This window comes from Thioclava sp. JM3 (assembly GCF_002213185.1).
In the GTDB taxonomy this organism is placed as follows: Bacteria; Pseudomonadota; Alphaproteobacteria; order Rhodobacterales; family Rhodobacteraceae; genus Thioclava; species Thioclava nitratireducens.
This window is the reverse complement of the sequence record NZ_NBOB01000001.1, coordinates 195,046-208,762: the sequence shown is the minus strand read 5'-3', so window position 1 is coordinate 208,762 and position 13,717 is coordinate 195,046. Positions and strand designations below refer to the sequence as shown.

The window sequence follows — 13,717 nt, the reverse complement described above, 5'->3', positions numbered from 1 at the left end:
GAGGAGCCAGCCGATGAATCCGATCCTTCCGCCCTTCCCCCACACCCGTTTGCGCCGGATGCGCCGCACTGCAGCGCTTCGCGATCTGGCACAGGAACACCGGTTGAGCGTGAAGGACATGATCTGGCCGATCTTCATCACCGACGTGCCGGGCGCGGATGTCGAGGTGCCCTCGATGCCGGGCGTCGTGCGCCGCACGCTGGAGGGCGCGGTGCGCGCCGCCGAAGAGGCCGCAAAGCTTGGCATCCCGGCGATCTGCCTCTTTCCCTATACCGATCCGGCAGTGAAGACCGAGGCCTGCGAAGAGGCCTGGAACCCCGAGAACATCACCAACCGGGTGATCCGCGCGATCAAGGCCGAGGTGCCCGAGATCGCGATCATGACCGATATCGCGCTCGACCCCTACAATGCGAACGGCCATGACGGGCTGGTGCGCGACGGGGTTATCCTCAACGATGAAACCGTTGAATGTCTTGTGAAAATGGGGATCGCGCAGGCCGAAGCCGGGGCCGATATCCTCGGGCCTTCGGACATGATGGACGGGCGGATCACGGCGCTGCGCTCGGCGCTCGAAGGCGCGGGTCATTCGGACGTGACGATCCTCAGCTATGCCGCGAAATATGCCTCCGGCTTCTATGGACCATTCCGCGACGCGGTCGGCGCCACCGGTGCGCTCAAGGGCGACAAGAAAACCTATCAGATGAATCCCGGAAATTCCGACGAGGCGATCCGGCTGGTCGCGCGCGATCTCTCCGAGGGCGCGGATATGGTGATGGTGAAGCCGGGGATGCCCTATCTCGACATCTGCCACCGCGTGAAAGAGCAGTTCGGCGTACCGACCTATGCCTATCAGGTCTCGGGCGAATACGCGATGATCATGGCGGCGGTGAAGAACGGCTGGCTCGACCACGAGAAGGTCATGCTCGAAAGCCTGATGAGCTTCCGCCGCGCGGGCTGCGATGGCGTGCTTACCTACTTCGCGCCGGAGGCCGCGAAACTGCTCGGTAACGGCTGAGCAGGGTCTTGCCACTTCGGCGTGAATTGGCTCAAGAAGAAGTGACAAAGCGGGTTCCCTCGTCTATTAATTGTGCCAAGCGGTCGTAATAAGACCATTCAGCCCGGCGCGAGATCGGGCATATCGAGCGGAGCGACAGACATGACGAAACTTTCCAGACGGACCCTTCTGGCGATGGGCGGTGCCGGGCTCGGCCTTGCGGCCTGCGGCAACGGCGTGGGCAGCGCAGGCAGTGCCAAGCTGGACGCGCGGGTCGATGCCACCCGGAACTACCTTCTGACGAAATATCCCGGCACGCGCGACCTCGAGAACAAATCGGTGGGCGTGCTCTGGATGCCGCTGATGACCGAGGCGGGCTTCGGCGTAGGTGGGGCTTTCGGGCGCGGCGCACTGCGGATCAACAACGTGACGGTCGATTACTACGCGGCGGCAGCGGCGAGTTTCGGTCTGCAGATCGGCGCGCAGCAATATGCCCATGCCCTGTTCTTCATGACGCCCGAGGCGCTGTCCAGCTTCCGCCGCGGCGATGGCTGGCAACTGGGCGCGGATGCGCGCTACGCGGTGCCGGATCAGGGCGGCGCGATTTCGGCCTCCACGCTGACCTCGACCGCGCCGATCATCGCGCTGGTCTTCGGCCAGGCCGGTCTGATGGCGGGCGCGACGCTCGCGGGCACCAAGTATACCCGAATCATTCCGTAAAATCTGCCGCTTAGACTGCTTCCTTAACGCAAAACATAAAGAAAGCCCCGCAGATCTCTGATCTTGCGGGGCTTTTCATGATTTCGGGCGCATAACGGATCAACCGCCGAGGATCACCCGCACATAGTTGCGAGTCTCGCGATACGGCGGAATGCCGTTATGTTTCGCGACCGCCTCCGGCCCAGCGTTATAGGCCGCGAGCGCCAGCCGCCAGCTTCCGAAGCGATCATACATCATCTTGAGGTAGCGCGCGCCGCCCTCGAGGTTCTGCGCCGGATCGCGCGGGTTCACCCCCAGTTTCGCGGCGGTCGCGGGCATCAGCTGCGCCAGCCCCATCGCCCCCTTGTGCGAGCGCGCCTGCGGGTTCCAGCCGCTCTCCTGCTGCACGAGCCGCAGAAACAGGTCGGTCGGAATGCCGTGGCGCGAGGCCACCGATTTCGCGGTGTTGATATACTGGCCGCGATACTTGCCGTTGTAGCGTGGAACGCTCTCGGCACTGGCGGTCTGGGCCAGCTTGCCGCCGGGTCGCAGCCGCGAGGAATGTTCGTATTGCTGGGCTGCGCGCGTGTCGAGGATGTTGGTCTGGTTTCGGAACAGCATCGCACGCGATTTCGAAGAGTTACCCTGGAGCCTCAGCCCCTCTGCCTGGGCGCTCATCGGGCCCGCCATCACCGTTGCCGCGGCGATCGCCGCAAGCCCGAGAATTCCGATCATCCTACGCATCGGCCCCTTACCATTCACTGTCCATATTTTCGGGGCCAAACTATAAAGAAATCGGCAAAAAGTTAAAGGAAAACGCCGAATGCCTCGGCAATCTCCCGCCGACTCGCTTCCCTAACGTCAGATTGCGCGTGCCTGTTGCGCTTTCGCATCAGCCTTGATGGGGCCGTGAAACAGCTCCTCCACGAAGATCGAGACAAGCTGGGAGCGGCCCGAGACCCCTGCTTTGCGGTAGACTGAATTGAGGTGGGATTTCACCGTCGCCTCGCTCGATCCGCGAAAGGAGGCGGTCTCCGAGACCGAGAACCCTTTGATGGTGAAGGCCGCCACATCGGCCTCTGCGGGCGTCAGCCCCCATTGGTCGAACTGCGCGCCCATCATCTCGGCCATCGCGCCCTGTGCGGCCCCGATGGTGCGATCCGCGCGCGCCTGACGGCGCAGGAGCGCCCAGAGCACCGTCGCCTCGACGACGATGCCCGCGATCAGGCCGAGATTGGCGAACAGCTCCATGTTGAGATCCACCGTGAACCGTCCGGCTTCGCGGATGTCGTTGAACACGTCTGCCACGAAGAGAGCGGCACAGGCCGTCTGGAATAAGATGAGGGCGACCAATGCGCCCTCTTTCGTCCAGACCGAGACTCGCGCTCGCGATATCGCCATGGGCGTTTACCCTCTGTTGCTGCGGAACACCTTCTTACCGGTGATCATCGCGCGCGCAAGGTTCACGCGCAACCGACGGCTCTCAAAGACGACGGCGGCGATATGGGCGGCAATCGAAACCTCGGCCCAGTTGACGGCCAGTTCATGCACTTCCTTGGGCCATTTCACGCCCCAATAGGCGTCAGTCGTCATCAGGTAGCCCGAGCCCGCGATGACCAGAAGCGTGATCAAAAGATTGTAGATCATCAGCGCGCCGAGTGGCGAATGGCCCAGATGCGCGTGCCGCCGCCCCGTCGCCATATCGCGCAGCTGCGTCAGCGCGCCGGTGGGCGATGGCGGGAAATCCTTGAACTTCGCATGACGCGTCCCGAACACCCCCCAGAGGATGCGCGCGATCACGAGCCCCGCGACCGTGTAGCCGATCCAGTGATGCAGATCATTCTTCGGCGAGGTGAAGAAGGCGTTGGCGGTAAAGAGGCCCGCGATCGACCAGTGGAACACCCGGACGAACGGGTCCCAGACGCTATGCGCGCCAACGGGCGGCGGTTCTGCGTGAGACGTTTCATGCGACGGAAGATCGGTAAAGCTCGCGTCTTCGATGGCCATGATCGGGCCCTCCTGCTGCTTTCGGGAAAGACTGGCGTGAAGAGGACGGGCCGATCGTGCCGGCCCGTCCCCGAGGATCGGATCAGTTGCTGTCCGAACGCTTCACCTGCTTGAGGTTCGAGTCGAAGAAGAGTTTGGCGCGCTTGCCGTCCTTCATCGCGTAAACCTCGATATAGCCGCCATCAGTTTCCATGCTGCGAACCTGGTATCCCTGATCTTTCAGCTCGGCTGCGAGCTTCTGCTCTTGTGCCGGGGCCACGTCGCCTTCGCCACCTTCGGCGAGTGCGGGGAGAGTGGAAGCAGCGGCAATCGTAGCGCTCGCGGCGATCAGCATCAGGTATTTCATGGGGTATCTCCTCATGGGATATGGGTTTGCTCGACCGGATCGGGCGGGGTCGTCCCCTGGTGCCGTCCGGCTCGTGCAGACCTGGGGCAAACCCGGACCGCCAGCTATCGACGCAAGGTTGGAAATGCGGTGCCGAAATCGCTCTCAAACCAAAGATGCACGCGGGATTTCGCCGCTTTCCGTCACGGTTGAGCGAAGCTTCGCCCCTAGGCTCCAGCGGGGCTCTGCTCTATACCCTTTGGGACCAATTCTAGAATCGCAGGCGGAGGCAATATGGCAGGCAGCGTCAACAAGGTCATTCTGATCGGCAATCTGGGGCGCGACCCAGAGGTGCGGACCTTCTCGAACGGCGGCAAGGTGTGCAACCTGCGCATCGCCACCTCCGAGACGTGGCGCGACCGCAATACCGGCGAGCGCAAGGAGCGCACCGAATGGCATTCGGTCGCGATCTTCTCGGAGCCGCTGGCGAAAGTGGCCGAGCAATATCTGCGCAAAGGCTCGAAGGTCTATATCGAAGGCCAGCTCGAGACCCGCAAATGGCAGGACCAGAACGGTCAGGACCGCTACTCGACCGAGGTCGTGCTGCGCCCCTATCGCTCGGAACTGACCATGCTCGACGGGCCTGGCGGCTCGGGCGGCTCGGGCGGCGGTGGCGGTGGCTACGGCGGCCCGTCCTCGGGAGGCGGCGGCTACGATGACGGCGGCGGCTATGGCGGCCCGTCCTCGGGCGGCGGCGGCGGCGGTGGCCGCTCGGATTTCGACGACGAGATCCCGTTCTAAGCCAGAAACAAGAAAGGCCCCCGGTTCGGGGGCCTTTGCTTTTGAAGCTGTCCGATGTCAGAGAAGCGCGCCTGCGCCCTGCCCTTTATTTCGCGGCGGTTTCGCCATCCAGAAGCGGGCGCAGATCCGAGGCGATCACGCGCTCGGTCAGCGGGCCGGCGAAGCGATAGAGCACCTTGCCCGCGCCATCGATCACGAAGGTCTCGGGCACGCCGTAGACGCCCCAGTTCAGCGCCATCTTCCCGTTCGGATCGGCACCGAGCTCAGCGAAGGGATTGCCCATCTCGCTGAGGAAACCTTGCGCCTTGGCGGGCTTGTCCTTGTAGTTGACCCCATAGATCGGAATGCCTTCGTCCGAGAGCGCTTCGAGGTTGGGATGCTCCACCCGGCACGGCGCGCACCACGAGGCCCAGAAATTCACCAGCTTGACCTTGCCGTCCTTCAGATCGGCATCGGTGAAGGGTTTGAAATCGCCCAGCGGTTCGAGTTGCACCGGCGGTGCGGGCTTGCCCGCAAAGGCGGTGGGGATTTGCGTCGGATTCTCGCGCTGCATCCCCACATAAGCCGCACCAACAAATCCGACGACCACGATCAATGGCAATAGCATCAGCGGCTTAACCATGTGCGCCCCCTTTCCGGCGGGCCTCGGCCTCGGCCAGTTGACGTTTCACCTTCGCGCCCCGCATCAGCGAGACGACGACGATCAGCACCAGAAGCACGACCGTTGAGGCCCAGGCGATATTGACGGTGTAGGTGTAGGATTTGGTGGACGGGTCCACGAGGACGACGCCGCCCTCGGTGACGGTTCCGCCTTGTTCGGTCGTATCACTCATGCCATGCGCTCACGTTGCTGGATGGCGCCCAGACGGCGCGCGCGGACCTCGGTGCGGGTGCGGATCAGCACCAGCGCGAGGAAGAAGAAGATGAACCCGGCCATGCAGAGAAGCAGCGGGAACCAGTAGACATCCGCGATGTGCTGCTCGGAATCCATCGAGAGCGTCGCCCCCTGATGCAGGCCCTGGTTCCAGAAATTCGCCGCATAGCGCGAGAGCACCGCGAAGACCCCGCCGACCAGGCTGAGCACGCCGGTCAGATCGGCGGCCGTATCGGGGTTCTCGACCGCGGCCCAGAGCGCGATATAGCCGAGGTAGAACAGGAACAGGATCAGGAACGAGGTCAGTCGCGGATCCCATTCCCACCAGGTACCCCACATCGGCTGGCCCCAGACCGCGCCGGTGATCAGCGCAATCAGCGTCATCACCGCGCCTATCGGCGCCGCGGCCTTGGCGGCCAGCGCCGAGACATGGTGGCGCCGGATCAGCCAGATCAGCGAGGTCACGACCATCATCACCCAGATGTTGATCGCCATCATCGCGGCGGGAACATGGACATAGATCACCTTCACCGAGCCGCCGAAATTCTCGGCGGCCGGGACGAAGAAATAGCCCCAGACCAGCCCGACGATCAGCGTGATCGCGGCAATTCCCACCGTCCAGGGCAGGATCTTGTCCGTGGTCTTCATGAATTTGACGGGGTTGGCGTATTCCCAGATCGACATCTTGTTGTTCTGCTCACCTTCTGGCCAGGTTGGCTCTTCCTATCATGGGATGCGCGCGGGAAGCCCTAGCGCAGATTGACGCGGATCGCGGCGGCCGAGGCGAAGGGCACGAGCGCGATCGTCGCCGCCGTGATCCCGGCGAGCATCAGAAGCGGTGTCTCGGTGTTCATCCCCTCGGCGCCACGGCGCACGAGCTCCGCCCCGAAGATGAGGGTCGGCACGTAGAATGGCAAGACCAGCAGCGACAACAAAAGTCCTCCGCGCTTCAGCCCGACGGTCAGCGCGGCCCCGAACGTGCCCAGAACCGAAAGCGCGGGCGTGCCCAGAAGAAGCGAAACCACCATCCAGACATGCGCCCCTTGCGGCAGATGCAGCAAGATCCCGAAGATCGGCGCCGCGACGACCAGCGGAAGCCCGGTCGTGATCCAATGCGCAAGCGCCTTGATCGAGACCACCCCTTCCAGCGGCACAGGCGCGGTGACCAGCAGATCGAGCGAGCCATCTTCGTAATCGAGCGCGAAGATCCGGTCGAGCGAGAGCAGGCAAGCCAGAAGCGCTCCGACCCACAGGATCCCCGGCGCGATCCGCGCGAGGACTTTCCCCTCGGGGCCGACGCCGAAAGGCACCAGCGTCACCACGATCAGGAAAAACGCGAGCCCGAGCCCGAAGCCGCCACCTGCGCGTACCGCGAGGCGCAGGTCTCGCATTAGAAGCGCGATCATGTCCGGCCTCCTGCGCGAGCCAAGGGGGCGCTGCCCCCTTCGCGGCTGCGCCGCTCATCCCCCGGGATATTTCGGCCAAGCCGAAACAACGCGCAGCTGCTTTCGCCTTGGTTCAAATATCCCCGCCGGAGGCTCCCGACCGCGCAGACCGCGCCACGGTACGTCACAGGAAGGCCTCGTCGAAGGCACCCTGCATCCCGCCCTCTTCCGGCATCTTGGCCTTGAAGGGCGTCAGGTCGAGGACCTTCGCCTCGTCCAGCCCAAGATCGATATGGGTCGCGATCAGCGCCGCTCCGCCGCCCGCGAGATGGCCGCGCACGGCCTCGGCGAACAGCGCGACGGAGGCCGTGTCGAGCGAGACGGTCGGCTCATCCAGCACCCAGATCGGGCGCCCGGTCACCAGAAGACGTGCAAGCCCAAGGCGGCGTTTCTGCCCCGCCGACAAGCTATGCGCAGGCCGTGTCTCGAGGCTTTTGAGGTTCATCCGCGCCAGCGCCGGCTCGATATCGCGGGTCGCATAGACCGACGCCCAGAAGCCGAGATTCTCGCGCACGGTCAGCGTCGATTTCAGCCCGTCGGAATGGGCGGCATAGGCCATGCTTTCCGGCGGCACCGAGACTGTCCCCGCCAGAGCCGGTTGCAGCCCCGCCAAGGTGCGCAGGAGCGTCGTCTTGCCGACCCCGTTGGGACCTCGCAGCACTAGCGCATGACCGGCGTCGAGCGTGAAGCTCAGGTCTTCCAGCACCGGAAGCCCCCCGCGCGACACTGCGAGCCCGTCGACCGACAGCATGCTCATTCAGGCGTCTCGGAGGCGTCGGGTTTTTCCGGCATCGCGATCAGCGCGCAGCCGACGCGGCGGCCTTCGGACAGCAGCACGTTATAGGTACGCGCCGCCGACGGCGTGGCCATGCCCTCGCACATCAGTCCCTCGGCCTCCAGTTCGGACACGAGGTCCTTCGGCAGATGGGCGATCTCTTCGCCGGTGCCGATGAACAGCACGTCGAGCTTTCCTGCGAGCGCGAGCAGCGGCGCGCGGTCGTCCAGACCGCCCCAGCTGCCCATCTCCTCTCCCGAGACCCAGATCGAGCCTCGCGTGACCTCTCCGGCGACGCGGAAAAATCCCGGCCCGTAACCGTCGATCGGCAGCGAGGCCCCGAAATTGGCTTCAGTCAGTAGCGACATCCGTTTTGTCGAAGAACTTCTCCGAGGGGTCCTTCTTCTCCTTGTTGCGGTCCAGCCCGATGAACAGGACGATGTTCTTTGCGACATAGACCGAGGAATAGGTACCCACGATCACGCCCCATGTCATCGCGAAGACGAAGTTGCGGATCACGTCGCCGCCCAGAACGAGCAGCGAAATCAGCGCCAGCAGCGTGGTGCCCGAGGTCATCACGGTGCGCGACAGCGTCTCGTTGACCGAGAGGTTCATCACCTCGCGCAGCGGCATCTTCTTGTATTTCACGAGGTTCTCGCGAAGACGGTCGAAGACGACGACGGTATCGTTGATCGAGTAGCCGAGGATCGTCAGCAGCGCCGCGATGATCGACAGGTCGAACTTGATCTGGAACAGCGCGAATATGCCCACGGTAACGGTCACGTCGTGGATCAGCGCCGCGACGGCGCCGACCGAGAACTGCCACTCGAACCGCAGCCAGATATAGACGAGGATCGCGGCGACCGCGGCCAGAACCGACCAGATCGCGGTCCAGATCAGCTCGCCCGAGACTTTCGGGCCGATCGACTCGGTCGCGACGATCTTGATGTCCTTGTTCACCGTTTTGAGCGAGTCCAGCACCTTGGCCTGGGTCTCGGGGCTGATCGCCTCCTGCCCGTCCTGCGCCTGGATGCGGATCGTGACGACCTTCTGATCGGCGCGGAAGTTGGGGTCATAGACCTGCGTGATCAGCACGTCGCCCAGACCGAGCGGCGCGATGGCCGAGCGATAGGCGCCGATATCGACCGGCTCGGTCTGGTCTGCCTCGGTGCGGATCGTGGTGCCGCCCCGGAAGTCGATGCCGAGGTTCAGACCCATGGTCAGCACGAGCACGATCGAGGCCAGCACCATGACGACGGAGAAGCCGAAGGTCGCGACCTGATGCTTGAAGAAGTCGAAGTTGGTCTTTTCGGGGACCAGTTTCAGACGGAATGCCATGTCTCGATCTCCCTTACAGAACCAGTTCGCGGGGACGACGGCGCGCGAACCAGAGGCTCACGAACAGCCGCGTCACCCAGATCGCGGTGAAGACCGAGGTGATAATCCCGATCAGGAAGGTGACGGCGAAGCCCCGCACCGGGCCCGCGCCCAGCACGAAGAGGATCACCGCGGTGAGGAAGGTGGTCACGTTGGCGTCGATGATCGCCGACATCGCGCGCTCGTAACCCAGTTCGATCGCTCTGGCGGCTTTCGCCTTTTGCTGATTGCGCAGCTCCTCGCGGATACGTTCGAACACGAGCACGTTGGCATCGACCGCGGTCCCCATTGTCAGCACGATCCCAGCGATACCGGGCAGCGTCAACGTGCCGCCGATTGCCGACATGATCGCGAAGATCAGCGCGATGTTGATCCCCAGCGCCAGCGAGGCGAAGACGCCGAACGTGCCATAGGAGGCGATCATGAAGACCACCACGAGCACCGCGCCCACGGCCGCCGCCATCTTACCCGCGGCGATCGAATCCGCGCCGAGTTCCGGGCCGATGGTCCGCTCTTCGAGGAAATTCATCGAAGCAGGCAGCGCGCCGGCGCGCAGCAACAGCGCCAGATCGGTCGCCTCTTTCACCGTGAAGCGGCCGGTGATGATGCCCGAGCCGCCCGCGATATGCGATTGGATCGTCGGGGCCGAGATCACCTTCTTGTCGAGCACGATGGCGAAGGGCTTGCCGATATTGTTCTGCGTGTAATCGCCGAAGGTGCGCGCCGCGCTCGCGTTGAAGCGGAAGGCCACCGCCGGATAGCCGTTCTGATCGGTATCGGGGCGCGCGTCCGTCAGGTCCTCGCCGGTCACGACCGGAACACTGTCGAGGATGTAATAGAGGCCCTTCTGGTCGGCCGAGGGCAGGATTTCCTGATCCGAGCCCACCGCTTCATTCGGGTTCGAGCTGGTGCCGATCACCGAGTTGAAGGTCAGTTTCGCCGTGGTGCCGATCAGCTGCTTGATCTCCTGCGCGGAGCTCGCGCCCGGCACCTGGATCAGGATGCGGTCGGAGCCTTCGCGCACAATCGTGGGTTCACGGGTGCCAGCGGCGTCGATCCGGCGGCGCACGATCTCGAGCGATTGCTGCATCGTGCGGTCGTCGGTCGCGGCTTTCTCGGCATCCGAGAGCTGGACGATAAGCTGGTTGCCCTGGGTGGTGATCGCGAGCGTCTTCTGGCCCACGCCGGTCAGCGAGGAGACCGGGTTGTTCAGCGTCTCGGCGATCTTCTGGGCTTCGGCGATCTGGTCGGCATTGCCGATCTGGATGCGCAGAACGCCGGGATCGGCGTTGAGCCGACGGATCGAGCCGAGCGTCCCGCGTTCGGCGGCGAGCGCCTTGCGGAACTCGGGCCAGAGCGCATCGACGCGGGCCTTGTAGACCTCGTCGACATTGACCTCGGCCAGAAGCTGCGCGCCGCCGCGCAGATCGAGACCGAGGTTCACGATGTCGGAGGGCAGCCAGTCGGGCCAGCCCCCGCGCGCGGCCTGCTGATCGGGCGTCAGGGCCTGGCCCTTCGCAGCGGCGGCAACGGCATCGTTATGCCCCTCCACCCGGTTGTAAAAGATGTTCGGCGCGGCAAAGACGAGCCCGATCACAACGACGATCAGGATCAGCACGCGCTTCCACAGCGAAATATGCAACATGGGGGACGGGCCTTATATGGCTTATTCGGAGGTCTTGGCGGGTTCGGTGCGCGAGAGAACCTGCACGATGGTCGATTTCACAACGCGGACCTTCACGCCCTGCGCGATCTCGACTTCGACTTCGCCGTCTTCTTTGAGATGGGTGACTTTGCCGAGGATACCGCCCTGGGTCACGACCTGATCACCGCGGCGCAGCGCCTCGAGCATCGCCTTGTGCTCCTTGGCTTTTTTCTGCTGCGGACGGATCAGCAGGAAATACATGATCACGAAGATCAGGATCAGGGGAAGGAACTGGCCGAACGCGGCGGCGGGGTTGCTGGCGCCACCGGCGGCCTGCGCGAAAGCGGGGGTCACGAACATGATCTATGGTCCTTTGTCATGGGCCTTGGGGGCATGACGCCCCGGTTGTCGGCGCGCACCCTATCCGTGGCCCTGAGGCTTGGCAAGGCGAAGCGGCCCCGGCACGCGCGTCCTCACGTCGCGTTGACGGTGCGAAAGAAGGCGCGCAGCGCGGGGTCGTCGCCCGGTCGCGACAAAGAGCGACGGAAACGGTGTGCGGCCCGCGTCGCGAAAGGGAGACACTCGACGCGGAAAGAGGGGCTCTGCCCCGTTCCTGCGGAGCGTCCCCGGAATACCTGCACCTAGGGGAAAGGGCACCCGGTGGCCGTCAGGCCAGCGGCAGCGCGCGCTCGGCCAGACGTGCGAGCAGCGATGCGCCCACCGGCGCCGCCTCGTCGTTGAAATCGAAGCGCGGATGGTGGAGCCCCGCCCCCTCGCCGGTGCCCATGAACAGATAGGCGCCGGGCCGCGCGGCCAGCATATAGGCGAAATCCTCGGCGCCCATTTCACGCGGAGCATCGGTGACCACGCGCTCGGGGCCCGCGATTTCACTTGCGACCTCCGCGGCGAAGCCGGTCTCGTCAGGGTCGTTCACGGTGGGCGGGTAGCCACGTTCGTATTCGATCTCGACGCTGACACCGTGCGCCGCCGCGATACCTTCGCAGATCTCGTGGATCCGTTTCTCGGCCAGATCCCGGATTTCCGGCTCGAAACAGCGAATCGTAGCAGTGAGAAAGCCGCTTTCGGGGATGATGTTGAGCGCGGTGCCCGCGTGGATCTGCGTTACCGAGATAACGAGCGCATCTCCCGCGCCCACGTTGCGCGCGACCACCGTCTGCAGCGAGGAGACCATCGCCGAGAGCGCCGGGATCGGATCGATGCAACCCTGCGGTGTCGCCGCATGGCCGCCGCGCCCCGTCACCGTCACGCGGACCTCGTCGACCGACGCAAGATAGGGACCGGGCGTGGTGTAGAAATGCCCGAAAGGCAGCCCCGGCGCATTGTGGATCGCGTAGACGCGCGAGATTTCGAAGCGCTCCATCACGCCGTCCTCGACCATCACCTCGGCGCCGCCGCCGTCTTCCTCGGCGGGCTGGAAGATCAGCGCGACGGTCCCGGCGAATTTTCGGGTCTCGGCGAGATAGGCCGCCGCGCCCAGAAGCATCGCCGTATGCCCGTCATGCCCGCAGGCATGCATCTTGCCTGGGGTTTCCGAGGCATAGTCCGCATGGGTTTCCTCGGTGATCGGCAGAGCGTCCATATCGGCCCGCAGGCCCACGGTCGGGCCCGCGCCCTGCCCCTTTATCAGCGCCACGATACCGGTCTCGGCGATGCCCTCATGGATCTCGTCCACCCCGATCTCACGCAACCGGGCCGCGACATAGGCCGAGGTTTCGTGCAGCGCGAAGCGCAGCTCGGGATGGCGATGCAGCCAGTGCCGCCATTCGGTCATTTGCGGGCCGAGATCGGCGATACGGTTGAGAACGGGCATAGTGGACTTCCCCTTGCGGGCTGGTTAGGCCAGAGGCATTCGCATGGCAGGAGGCAAGCTGCAATGGCCAAACCCGACGATGCCCTGATCTTTGACGATACGGGAGACGCCGCGCATCAGTTCACCCGGCTGACCGCGATCATGGAATGCCTGCGCGATCCCGAGACCGGCTGCCCGTGGGATCTGGAGCAGGATTTTGCCTCCATCGCGCCCTACACGATCGAGGAAGCCCATGAGGTCGCCGATGCCATCGCGCGCGAGGCTTGGGCGGAATTGCCCGGAGAGCTGGGCGATCTCGCGCTGCAGGTGGTCTATCACGCGCAGATGGCGTCCGAGGACGGGCGTTTCGACATCTCCGACGTGCTGCGCGCGATCAACGCCAAGATGGTGGCGCGCCATCCGCATGTCTTCGGGTCGGAGAGCCGCGAGAAATCCGCCGAACAACAAACCGCCGATTGGGAAGCGATCAAGGCGGCCGAGCGCAAGGCTGCAGGCAAATCCGAGCGTGTCGGTGTTCTGGACGGGGTCGCCTTGGGCCTGCCCGCGCTGACGCGTGCGATTAAGCTGCAGAACCGCGCGGCCCGTGTTGGGTTCGACTGGCCTTCGACCGATGAGGTTCTGGACAAGATCGTCGAGGAGGCGCGCGAGTTGGAAGAGGCGCGCGACGAATTAGGGCCGGAGGAACTGGCCGAGGAATATGGCGATCTGCTATTCGTGATGGTCAATCTGGGGCGGCATCTGGGGCTGGACCCGGAGGCGTCCCTGCGCGCGGCCAATCTGAAATTCACCAATCGGTTCAATCATATCGAGCGCGAACTTGAAGCGCGCGGGAAAGCGCCCAAGGACAGCGATCTGGCCGAGATGGATGCGCTCTGGAACGAGGCTAAGGCGCGCAAGATCAAGTGACGGAGGGGGGCGCTGCCCCCGCGCATTCGCGCCCCCCG

The 13,717-nt window shown here is 64.3% G+C and carries 18 protein-coding genes; 4 read left to right on the top strand and 14 right to left on the bottom strand.

Annotated features, from left to right (window positions below; translation table 11 throughout):
- Positions 1–13: 13 nt before the first annotated feature.
- Positions 14–1,015 carry a porphobilinogen synthase gene (gene hemB, locus B6V73_RS01070; protein WP_088722760.1) on the top strand — a complete coding sequence of 334 codons (1,002 nt, stop codon included), beginning with the start codon at positions 14–16 and terminating at the stop codon, positions 1,013–1,015.
- 141 nt (positions 1,016–1,156) lie between these two features.
- Entirely contained in the window at positions 1,157–1,714 is a 558-nt protein-coding gene (locus tag B6V73_RS01065) for a YSC84-related protein (RefSeq protein ID WP_075774778.1), read from the top strand.
- Positions 1,715–1,813: 99 nt separating this feature from the next.
- On the opposite strand, the gene B6V73_RS01060 is transcribed toward B6V73_RS01065, so the two are convergent.
- The 4 genes from B6V73_RS01060 to B6V73_RS01045 form a co-directional block, all read right to left on the bottom strand.
- Complete coding sequence (locus B6V73_RS01060) at positions 1,814–2,437, bottom strand: lytic transglycosylase domain-containing protein (protein WP_088724293.1); 624 nt, start codon at positions 2,435–2,437, stop codon at positions 1,814–1,816.
- A 117-nt stretch (positions 2,438–2,554) separates the two neighbouring features.
- Positions 2,555–3,094, bottom strand: coding sequence for a helix-turn-helix transcriptional regulator (locus tag B6V73_RS01055; RefSeq protein ID WP_075774776.1), 540 nt, complete (start codon positions 3,092–3,094; stop codon positions 2,555–2,557).
- 6 nt (positions 3,095–3,100) lie between these two features.
- On the bottom strand, positions 3,101–3,700 hold the full coding sequence (locus tag B6V73_RS01050) for a cytochrome b/b6 domain-containing protein (RefSeq protein ID WP_077701218.1): 600 nt from the start codon (positions 3,698–3,700) through the stop codon (positions 3,101–3,103).
- A gap of 82 nt (positions 3,701–3,782) precedes the next feature.
- Positions 3,783–4,046, bottom strand: coding sequence for a PepSY domain-containing protein (locus tag B6V73_RS01045; protein ID WP_075774775.1), 264 nt, complete (start codon positions 4,044–4,046; stop codon positions 3,783–3,785).
- Positions 4,047–4,319: 273 nt separating this feature from the next.
- On the opposite strand from B6V73_RS01045, the gene ssb reads away from it, so the two are divergent.
- Positions 4,320–4,826, top strand: coding sequence for a single-stranded DNA-binding protein (gene ssb / locus B6V73_RS01040; protein WP_088724292.1), 507 nt, complete (start codon positions 4,320–4,322; stop codon positions 4,824–4,826).
- Positions 4,827–4,911: 85 nt separating this feature from the next.
- Here the strand turns inward: ssb and B6V73_RS01035 are convergent, their stop codons facing one another.
- The 10 genes from B6V73_RS01035 to B6V73_RS00990 all read right to left on the bottom strand — a co-directional run bounded on the left by B6V73_RS01035 (position 4,912) and on the right by B6V73_RS00990 (position 12,773).
- The gene (locus tag B6V73_RS01035) at positions 4,912–5,448 is read right to left on the bottom strand and encodes a DsbE family thiol:disulfide interchange protein (protein WP_088724291.1); all 537 of its coding nucleotides are present in this window, start codon (positions 5,446–5,448) and stop codon (positions 4,912–4,914) included.
- Positions 5,441–5,659 carry a heme exporter protein CcmD gene (gene ccmD, locus B6V73_RS01030; protein WP_088718631.1) on the bottom strand — a complete coding sequence of 73 codons (219 nt, stop codon included), beginning with the start codon at positions 5,657–5,659 and terminating at the stop codon, positions 5,441–5,443. Before ccmD ends, B6V73_RS01035 begins: the two co-directional genes overlap by 8 nt.
- Complete coding sequence (locus B6V73_RS01025) at positions 5,656–6,384, bottom strand: heme ABC transporter permease (RefSeq protein ID WP_078520639.1); 729 nt, start codon at positions 6,382–6,384, stop codon at positions 5,656–5,658. Before B6V73_RS01025 ends, ccmD begins: the two co-directional genes overlap by 4 nt.
- Positions 6,385–6,449: 65 nt before the next feature.
- Complete coding sequence (gene ccmB, locus B6V73_RS01020; protein WP_088718632.1) at positions 6,450–7,106, bottom strand: heme exporter protein CcmB; 657 nt, start codon at positions 7,104–7,106, stop codon at positions 6,450–6,452.
- A 163-nt stretch (positions 7,107–7,269) separates the two neighbouring features.
- Positions 7,270–7,902 carry a heme ABC exporter ATP-binding protein CcmA gene (gene ccmA / locus B6V73_RS01015; RefSeq protein ID WP_088718633.1) on the bottom strand — a complete coding sequence of 211 codons (633 nt, stop codon included), beginning with the start codon at positions 7,900–7,902 and terminating at the stop codon, positions 7,270–7,272.
- Positions 7,899–8,288: an Mth938-like domain-containing protein gene (locus tag B6V73_RS01010; RefSeq protein ID WP_088724496.1), complete on the bottom strand. Its 390-nt coding sequence runs from the start codon at positions 8,286–8,288 to the stop codon at positions 7,899–7,901. The genes ccmA and B6V73_RS01010 overlap by 4 nt, the downstream gene beginning before the upstream one ends.
- Positions 8,272–9,258 (bottom strand): protein translocase subunit SecF, encoded by a 987-nt coding sequence (secF, locus tag B6V73_RS01005; protein WP_075774769.1) that lies wholly within the window; start codon positions 9,256–9,258, stop codon positions 8,272–8,274. Before secF ends, B6V73_RS01010 begins: the two co-directional genes overlap by 17 nt.
- 13 nt (positions 9,259–9,271) lie before the next feature.
- Positions 9,272–10,942, bottom strand: coding sequence for a protein translocase subunit SecD (secD, locus tag B6V73_RS01000; protein ID WP_088724290.1), 1,671 nt, complete (start codon positions 10,940–10,942; stop codon positions 9,272–9,274).
- A 21-nt stretch (positions 10,943–10,963) separates the two neighbouring features.
- Positions 10,964–11,302: a preprotein translocase subunit YajC gene (yajC, locus tag B6V73_RS00995; protein ID WP_088718635.1), complete on the bottom strand. Its 339-nt coding sequence runs from the start codon at positions 11,300–11,302 to the stop codon at positions 10,964–10,966.
- Between the two features lie 307 nt (positions 11,303–11,609).
- Entirely contained in the window at positions 11,610–12,773 is a 1,164-nt protein-coding gene (locus tag B6V73_RS00990) for a M20 aminoacylase family protein (protein WP_088724289.1), read from the bottom strand.
- A gap of 63 nt (positions 12,774–12,836) precedes the next feature.
- Between B6V73_RS00990 and mazG the strand changes: the two genes are divergently transcribed.
- The gene (gene mazG / locus B6V73_RS00985; protein WP_088724288.1) at positions 12,837–13,679 is read left to right on the top strand and encodes a nucleoside triphosphate pyrophosphohydrolase; all 843 of its coding nucleotides are present in this window, start codon (positions 12,837–12,839) and stop codon (positions 13,677–13,679) included.
- Positions 13,680–13,717 lie beyond the last annotated feature (38 nt).

Coding starts and splice junctions, on each gene's coding strand:
- hemB (WP_088722760.1), top strand. CDS start 14: ATGAATCCGATCCTTCCGCCCTTCCCCCACACCCGTTTGCGCCGGATG.
- B6V73_RS01065 (WP_075774778.1), top strand. CDS start 1,157: ATGACGAAACTTTCCAGACGGACCCTTCTGGCGATGGGCGGTGCCGGG.
- B6V73_RS01060 (WP_088724293.1), bottom strand. CDS start 2,437: ATGCGTAGGATGATCGGAATTCTCGGGCTTGCGGCGATCGCCGCGGCA.
- B6V73_RS01055 (WP_075774776.1), bottom strand. CDS start 3,094: ATGGCGATATCGCGAGCGCGAGTCTCGGTCTGGACGAAAGAGGGCGCA.
- B6V73_RS01050 (WP_077701218.1), bottom strand. CDS start 3,700: ATGGCCATCGAAGACGCGAGCTTTACCGATCTTCCGTCGCATGAAACG.
- B6V73_RS01045 (WP_075774775.1), bottom strand. CDS start 4,046: ATGAAATACCTGATGCTGATCGCCGCGAGCGCTACGATTGCCGCTGCT.
- ssb (WP_088724292.1), top strand. CDS start 4,320: ATGGCAGGCAGCGTCAACAAGGTCATTCTGATCGGCAATCTGGGGCGC.
- B6V73_RS01035 (WP_088724291.1), bottom strand. CDS start 5,448: ATGGTTAAGCCGCTGATGCTATTGCCATTGATCGTGGTCGTCGGATTT.
- ccmD (WP_088718631.1), bottom strand. CDS start 5,659: ATGAGTGATACGACCGAACAAGGCGGAACCGTCACCGAGGGCGGCGTC.
- B6V73_RS01025 (WP_078520639.1), bottom strand. CDS start 6,384: ATGTCGATCTGGGAATACGCCAACCCCGTCAAATTCATGAAGACCACG.
- ccmB (WP_088718632.1), bottom strand. CDS start 7,106: ATGATCGCGCTTCTAATGCGAGACCTGCGCCTCGCGGTACGCGCAGGT.
- ccmA (WP_088718633.1), bottom strand. CDS start 7,902: ATGAGCATGCTGTCGGTCGACGGGCTCGCAGTGTCGCGCGGGGGGCTT.
- B6V73_RS01010 (WP_088724496.1), bottom strand. CDS start 8,288: ATGTCGCTACTGACTGAAGCCAATTTCGGGGCCTCGCTGCCGATCGAC.
- secF (WP_075774769.1), bottom strand. CDS start 9,258: ATGGCATTCCGTCTGAAACTGGTCCCCGAAAAGACCAACTTCGACTTC.
- secD (WP_088724290.1), bottom strand. CDS start 10,942: ATGTTGCATATTTCGCTGTGGAAGCGCGTGCTGATCCTGATCGTCGTT.
- yajC (WP_088718635.1), bottom strand. CDS start 11,302: ATGTTCGTGACCCCCGCTTTCGCGCAGGCCGCCGGTGGCGCCAGCAAC.
- B6V73_RS00990 (WP_088724289.1), bottom strand. CDS start 12,773: ATGCCCGTTCTCAACCGTATCGCCGATCTCGGCCCGCAAATGACCGAA.
- mazG (WP_088724288.1), top strand. CDS start 12,837: ATGGCCAAACCCGACGATGCCCTGATCTTTGACGATACGGGAGACGCC.